Source organism: Saccharothrix hoggarensis, from assembly GCF_042678885.1.
Lineage (GTDB): Bacteria > Actinomycetota > Actinomycetes > Mycobacteriales > Pseudonocardiaceae > Actinosynnema > Actinosynnema hoggarensis.
This window is the reverse complement of the sequence record NZ_JBHTLK010000310.1, coordinates 1-6,655: the sequence shown is the minus strand read 5'-3', so window position 1 is coordinate 6,655 and position 6,655 is coordinate 1. Positions and strand designations below refer to the sequence as shown.

The following is a 6,655-nucleotide window of genomic DNA, read 5'->3' as shown; positions in this document are numbered from 1 at the left end:
CGGCGCGGCGGCGCCGTGGAGCTGCCGGTGACGTGGCAGGCGCCGCCCGCGCCTGCCGCGCCGGGCGTGGTGGTGGTCGACGGCACGGCGCGGGTGGTCGACGGCTCCACCGTCCCCGCGACCGCGCGGGTGCAGGTGACCCAACCGATCGAGGCCAACGCGGCGGTCGAGGACGGCGTGGTGGCGTCGGCGACGTTCACCGAGAACGGGTACTCCCCGAACCGCCTGCGCAACGGCGTCACGAACGACAAGGCGTGGTCGAACTGGAGGTCGGGCACGAAGAACCCGTCGGACACGATCACCTACCAGCTGCCGCGCGCCCGTGACGTCGACCGCGTCGTCGTGCACTTCTACCGCGACGGGACGACCGCGAGCTACGCGAAGTCCCTGCGGGTGCAGGTGCGCGACGCCGACGGGACGTGGGTGGACGCGAGCGGGGAGGTGCCGGTCGTGGGCGACGGCGCGCCCGCGCCCGTGGTGGAGGTGCCGGTGCGCGCGACGGCCGACGCGGTCCGGGTGGTGCTCACGGCACGTCCGTCGACGTACCTGACGATGAGCGAGATCGAGGTGTTCGCCAAGGAGCCCGGCACGTCGTCCGACGCGTCGGCGGCGCAGCTCGCCGTGGACGGCCGACCGCTCCCGGACTTCGACCCGAGCACCGAGGAGTACCGGGTCGACGCCAGGCGGGGCGAGGTGACCGCCGTCGCCGCCGACCCGTACGCGGCGGTGGCGGTCACCCAGGCCGACCACGCCGAAGGCGTCGCGACGGTCACCGTGACCAGCGAGGACGGCACCCGGCACCGGACCTACACGGTTCGGTTCCAGCGCTGACGACGTGGGTGGTGCGGCCTGAACCCCCAGTCCGCACCACCCACCTCACGGGCGACGGCGTGGTCCGGGCCGGGCGTAGTGCCGGTGCAGCGCGCCGACGTGACCGGCCCAGAAGAGCTGGCGGTCACCGGCGTTGGAGGGCACCGGCAGGCCTTTGGCCCTCGCCAAGGCGTAGAAGCCGGAACCGGCGTCGTTCGCGTCGATGTACTGGACCAGCGCGCTGATGAGCAGGCCGCCGGTCTCGGCGAAGGAGTCGTCGGCGATCTGCCCCAGCAGGTGGCCGAGCGCGGCCCGCTCGGACCCCTGCTCGAAGTCGAAGCCCCTGACGTCGGTGCGGCGGGCGAGCACGGCGTTCAGCTCGGTGTACGTGGTCGTGCGCCGCAGGGCCGCCTGTTCGACCAGGAACCTCTTGCCCTCCTCGACCAACCTGTCCCACTCGTCGTCGGAACGCCCGTGCGGCACGGCGTCCTCCTCTCCGGTGGCGTTGGCGTCCGCTACGACTCGTTCGGCTTGTAGCAGTCCTTGAACCCGTCCGGCTTGGGCTGGTTGCCCGCGAGCGCGGCCACGACGTCCTGCTGCTTCAGGTTCTCCGGGTAGCCGGGCCAGTCCGGCTCCTGCCCGTTGACGTGCAGCTCGTCCAGCCAGTACCCGGCCTGGCCGGACACCTTCTCGAACTCCAGGTCGCAGCCCTTGACCCGCACCGTCACCTCGATCACCTTCTGCGACGACTTGACGGTCCGCTTGCCGACCTTCTTGCCCTTCTTCTCGGACTCGCTGCGCGGCTCGCCGATGTTGCCGAAGCCCGCGGCCCTGAGCTCCTCGACGAACTTGTCCTCGTTGCTCGCGCACCCCACCAGCGACGCGGCGAGGCCGAGGGCCAACAGCACGGACGTGACCTTCGTGTTCATGGCGCACAGCAAACAGGCGGGAGTGATTTCGCCGCTCACCGGCCGGCCAACCGTTACCGCGCTGTTACGTTCCGCGCGCACGCCACCGCACGGGCACCACGACTGCCCGCACGTCTGCCCTTTCCGCCCTGCACCGCGGGACGGCCGGCCACTAGGTCTGGTAACCACCGGCGCGCCCCGAGGAGCGACATGCACGCACACGAGGAACAGCGCAACGACCACCCCGCCGCCGCCAAGGTTCCTCGCGGCGACGCCGAAGCGGCATCGCGCGCGCACCCGGACCTGTCGGCGGCACTGCGACCCGACTCGGTGATCGCCCTCCAGCGGATGATCGGCAACGCCGCGCTCACCCGCCTCCTCGCCGGCGACGTCGCCGTCCAGCGCTCGCCCGTCCACGGCGTGCTGCGCAGTCCGGGACGTCCGCTGGACGGGGCGGTGCGCGCGGACATGGAGGCACGGCTCGGCGCGGACTTCTCCGACGTGCGCGTGCACACCGACCGCACGGCGCACGAGTCGGCCGAGGCGGTCGGCGCGGAGGCGTACACCTCCAGCTCGCACATCGCCTTCCGGCAGGGCCGGTACGACACGACGTCCCACTCCGGCCGCGAGAGGCTCGCCCACGAGTTGACCCACGTGGTGCAGCAGCGCCGCGGCCCGGTCGCCGGGACGACCACCGACGACGGGCTCACCGTCAGCGACCCGTCGGACCGGTTCGAGCGCGAGGCGGAACGGGTGGCGGCGCGGGCGATGGCCGGTGGCACCCCCGCGCTCGCGGAACAACCGGCGCCCACGTCCGCCACCGACGGTGGCACGGTCGTCGCCCGCATGATCAGCACGGCCGACTTCCTGGCCCGCACCAAGGCCACCTGGTCGCGCGGCAACAAGGTCGTGCCGATCGACCGGGCGCTCGCCGCCTACCACGCGGTGCCGCAGAACGACTTCACGGCCAGGCGGACGGCACTCAAGAACCTCGTCCGCGCCTGCGAGAGCTACCTCAACACGTCGAAGTCGCAGACGTTCGGGCCGCAGGTCGGCGACGTGAACCGGGAGGCCCACGACGAGCTGAAAGCCGTCACCGTGCCCGCACTGGTGCAGGAGACCAAGCAACGAGCCGCCGGCCACCAGGTGATCTACCAGGCCCTGATCGACGCCGAGGGGCAGACCGACCGGGTGGACCGGCTGCGCGCACTCCTGCGGGCCCAGGAGCTCCTCCTGGCCGAGATCGGCAACGGGAACGCGGCCACCGAGGACGACCTCGTCTTCGTCTCCTCCAAGCTGATGGAGTGGCAGAGCCACGTCGCCGGCAGCCTCACCGCGGAGGAGCAGCGGCTCGTCGTCGAGGACGACCTGGGGTTGTTGGCCCGGATGCGCGTCGACCAGGCCGTGCCGCAGATCACCCGGGACGTCCTCACCGACCTGCTGGCCCACCGGGACCTGGTGGACTTCCGCGTCGGCACGCCGGGCACCACGCTGGCCGGCCCGGACAGCCCCGGGAAGTACACGCTGAAGAACATGAGCAACCCGCCGCTCGGCACGACGGAACGGCTCGGCGCCCTCACCCACGAGCTGACCCACGTGGACGCCGGTGAGGCGTACGCCAACACCGAGATCCTGCTGCTGTTCCAGCGCGGGGCGACGGACGACCAGGTCGCGCAGCTGGCCGTCGGGCGCAAGAACGAGATCGAACTCCTGCGGACGCGCCTGCACCAGTTCGCCGGGCTCGACAACAGCCAGAGGCGGCTCTTCGAGGGGAAGCTGGACTACACCCTCAGCAAGACCAGGCTGATGTCGTACGCGTTGAGCTTCAAGGAGAAGGAGAAGATCGACCAGGCCACGTTCGACCGGATCGTCCACCTGGACACCCTGACGAAGCCGAACAGCGGCCTGCTGGTGGAGTACGACACGGTGATCAACCAGCTCTTGATCTACCTGCACCGGTGGGGCGTGGACCCCGCCGAACCGCTCTACGTCGAGACCCGTCGCATCGCGGGGCAGCAGCGCGGCGAGCGGCAGGCCGGTCACGCGGCGCAGGCGCAGGCCGCCGCACCGGCGGCGACGACCCAGCCCCAGTCCCAGACCTGATCGGACGCGGAACGGCCGGGAACGCGGAGTAGATGCGGAGAAGCCCCGCCGGTGACGGGCGGACCGCCCCCGAAGCGACGAGGGCGGTCCGCCGGCCCGTCAGAACGACGCGACGTCGAGCAGCGGCTCGTGCGTGGCGTCCGGGTCGGTGCCCGTGTTCCACGTGCCGGTGGCGGCCGCCTGGAGCGCGGACTTCACCGTGCCGGGCGTCGCGGTCGGGTGGGTGGCCCGGTACAGGGCCGCGCCGCCGGCGACGTGCGGGCTGGCCATCGACGTGCCCGAGATCGTGTTGTAGCCACCGCCCTTCCACGTGGACAGCACGCAGACACCGGGCGCGATCAGGTCGACGTCGGCGCCGTGGTTGGAGAAGTCCGCGAACGTGTCGTCCACGTCCGCGCGGCACGTGGCCGCGGCGCCGCCACCGGGTTGGCCGTTGAAGTCGGCCAGCGCGCTGACCGTGATCACCTCGTCGTACGCGGCCGGGACGAAGGTCGCCGAGTCCGCCGCGCTGTTGCCGGCGGCCACGACGTAGGTGACGCCGGCCGCCACCGAGCGGCAGATCGCCTCGTGCATCGCGTCCCGGTTGGTGCCGCACGCGCTGTCGCTGCCGGACCCGCCGAGGCTCATGTTCGCGACCTCGATCTCGTCCGCGTGCGCGGTGACGTAGTCGATGCCGCAGATGATGTCGGAGAAGCTGCCGCTGCCCTGGTTGTTGAGCACCCGCACCGGCCAGATGCGGGCGCCCGGCGCGACGCCGACGACGCCGTCGCCGTTGTCCAGCGCGCCGATCGTGCCGGCGACGTGCGTGCCGTGCCCGTTGCCGTCGTCGGCGCTGCGCCCGGAGGAGCAGTTCTTCGCGCCGGCGGTGTGCACGTTGAGGTCGGGGTGGTCGAGGTCGACCCCGGTGTCGATCACCGCGACGTCGACGGCGACCCGCTGGTCGGCGCCGTCGATGCGGGCGGTGGCGCTGAGCTCGGCGTCCACGCGGTCGACGCCGGTGGGCGTGGTCTGCGCGGTGGCGGTCGCGACGCCGTCGGGCTGGACGAGCGCGACGCGCGGGTCACGGGCGAGGCGGGCCGCCGCGGTGGCGGTCATCCGGCCGGAGTACCCGCGCAGGGCGCTGGAGTAGACGTGGTCCACGGTCGTGCCGTGGTCGGCCGAGACGGAGGACACGGACGAGGCGGCGACCCCGTCGGCGAGCAGGACGATGTACCCGCTGGTCCGGGTCTCGGCGGACGCGGGCGTGGCGGGCAGGACGGCGGCGAGCAGGACGGCCGCGAACAGTGACGTGCCGAGTGGGCGTCGCATGGCGCTCCTGGTGGGACGGGTGCAGGGGCCACGATGTTCTCACCCCATCGTGGGTGATTTGCTGCACCGTTCGGGCGACGTGGGGAGCCCGGCGGGCACCGCGCCGCGCCTCCGGAGGACATGCGGAAAAATTCTTCGCGGCCCGTGTCGATCCGCGGCACCCGCCGTTCGACCCAGGGGTGAGAGGGTCCGAGAGGGGCCCGGAGGACGCAGGAGACCGAACCATGAAGTACATGCTGATCATGCGCGCGACCGACGAGGCCTTCGCCGCGATGGGGAACGTCGACTTCGACGAGATGCTGGAGACCGTCGGCAGGTTCAACGACGAGCTGGTCCGGGCCGGCGTGCTGGTCGCCGCGGAAGGCCTCGCCGACGCCTCCGAGGGCGTGGTCGTCGACTACTCCGCCGAGCCGCCCGTGATCACCGACGGCCCCTACGGCGAGACGAAGGAGCTGTTCGGCGGGTTCTACATCCTCAACGTGACGTCGAAGGAGGAGGCGGTCGAGTGGGCGAAGCGGATGCCGATGGGCGGTCCCGGCTTCAAGACCGAGATCCGCCGCGTCAGCACGATCGACGAGTTCCCGCAGGACAACGAGTGGGTCCAGAAGGAGAAGGCGTGGCGCGAGGCCACCGGTCAGCTCTGAGCGGGACGGGCGTGACCGATCCGACGGGACGCGGGGCCGTCGCCGCCGTGTGGCGGATCGAGTCGGCGCGGATCGTCGGCGCGCTCGCGCGGTACACCGGCGACTTCGCGCTGGCCGAGGACGTCGCCCAGGAGGCGGTGGCCGAGGCGCTGGTGACGTGGCCGCGCGACGGCGTGCCCCACAACCCCGCGGGGTGGTTGCTCACGGTCGGCCGGCGGCGCGCGATCGACGCGTTCCGCCGGCGGTCCGCCGCGGACGAGAGGTACGCCGCCCTGGCCCACGACCTGGGCGAGGGCGGCGCCTTCTCGGGCGCCGCCCCCGCCGAGCACGCCGACGACGTGCTGTGGGACCCGGACCAGATCGACGACGACGTGCTCGCGCTGATGTTCATCTCCTGCCACCCCGTGCTGTCGCGCGAGGCGCGGGTGGCGCTCACGCTGCGCGTCGTCGGCGGTCTGACGAGCGACGAGATCGCCAGGGCGTTCCTCATCCCGACCGCCACCGTGCAGGCCCGCATCACCCGCGCCAAGAAGACCCTGGGCGCGGCGGGGGTGCCGTTCGAGGTGCCGCCGGCCGAGGAGCGGAAGAAGCGGCTCGGCTCCGTCCTCAACGTGCTCTACGTGATCTTCACCGAGGGGTCGACGGCCAGCTCCGGTGACGCCCTCATCCGGCTCGACCTGGCGAGCGAGGCCCAACGCCTCGCCCGCGTGCTGGTGCGGCTGGTGCCCGACGAGCCCGAGGCACACGGCCTGCTGGCGCTGCTGGAGCTGACCGCCGCGCGCTTCCCCGCCCGCACCGGCCCGGACGGCGAGCCCGTGCTGCTGGAGCACCAGGACCGCCGCCGCTGGGACCACGGCGCCATCCGCCGGGGACGCGCCGCCC

7 protein-coding genes are annotated in these 6,655 nt (G+C 72.5%); 4 read left to right on the top strand and 3 right to left on the bottom strand.

Annotation, left to right across the window (positions count from 1 at the left end):
- A partial coding sequence (locus tag ACFQ3T_RS33205) for a discoidin domain-containing protein (RefSeq protein WP_380729548.1) occupies positions 1-831 on the top strand: 831 nt, incomplete at its 5' end.
- Positions 832-876: 45 nt separating this feature from the next.
- Here the strand turns inward: ACFQ3T_RS33205 and ACFQ3T_RS33200 are convergent.
- Together ACFQ3T_RS33200 and ACFQ3T_RS33195 are read right to left on the bottom strand one after the other, a co-directional pair.
- A complete protein-coding gene (locus ACFQ3T_RS33200) occupies positions 877-1,293 on the bottom strand; it encodes a hypothetical protein (protein ID WP_380729546.1) in 417 nt (138 codons plus the stop codon).
- 32 nt (positions 1,294-1,325) lie between these two features.
- Positions 1,326-1,739: a hypothetical protein gene (locus ACFQ3T_RS33195; RefSeq protein ID WP_380729543.1), complete on the bottom strand. Its 414-nt coding sequence runs from the start codon at positions 1,737-1,739 to the stop codon at positions 1,326-1,328.
- Between the two features lie 189 nt (positions 1,740-1,928).
- Between ACFQ3T_RS33195 and ACFQ3T_RS33190 the strand changes: the two genes are divergently transcribed.
- Positions 1,929-3,821, top strand: a complete 1,893-nt coding sequence (locus ACFQ3T_RS33190) for an eCIS core domain-containing protein (protein ID WP_380729541.1) — start codon at positions 1,929-1,931, stop codon at positions 3,819-3,821.
- Between the two features lie 99 nt (positions 3,822-3,920).
- On the opposite strand, the gene ACFQ3T_RS33185 is transcribed toward ACFQ3T_RS33190, so the two are convergent.
- Positions 3,921-5,129 carry a S8 family peptidase gene (locus tag ACFQ3T_RS33185; protein WP_380729539.1) on the bottom strand — a complete coding sequence of 403 codons (1,209 nt, stop codon included), beginning with the start codon at positions 5,127-5,129 and terminating at the stop codon, positions 3,921-3,923.
- Positions 5,130-5,353: 224 nt separating this feature from the next.
- Between ACFQ3T_RS33185 and ACFQ3T_RS33180 the strand changes: the two genes are divergently transcribed.
- The gene (locus tag ACFQ3T_RS33180; RefSeq protein WP_380729537.1) at positions 5,354-5,773 is read left to right on the top strand and encodes a YciI family protein; all 420 of its coding nucleotides are present in this window, start codon (positions 5,354-5,356) and stop codon (positions 5,771-5,773) included.
- An 11-nt stretch (positions 5,774-5,784) separates the two neighbouring features.
- A partial coding sequence (locus ACFQ3T_RS33175) for an RNA polymerase sigma factor (RefSeq protein WP_380729535.1) occupies positions 5,785-6,655 on the top strand: 871 nt, incomplete at its 3' end.

Excerpts from the sequence above, each read along its gene's own strand:
- ACFQ3T_RS33195 (WP_380729543.1), bottom strand. The coding sequence starts at position 1,739 with ATGAACACGAAGGTCACGTCCGTGCTGTTGGCCCTCGGCCTCGCCGCG.
- ACFQ3T_RS33190 (WP_380729541.1), top strand. The coding sequence starts at position 1,929 with ATGCACGCACACGAGGAACAGCGCAACGACCACCCCGCCGCCGCCAAG.
- ACFQ3T_RS33185 (WP_380729539.1), bottom strand. The coding sequence starts at position 5,129 with ATGCGACGCCCACTCGGCACGTCACTGTTCGCGGCCGTCCTGCTCGCC.
- ACFQ3T_RS33180 (WP_380729537.1), top strand. The coding sequence starts at position 5,354 with ATGAAGTACATGCTGATCATGCGCGCGACCGACGAGGCCTTCGCCGCG.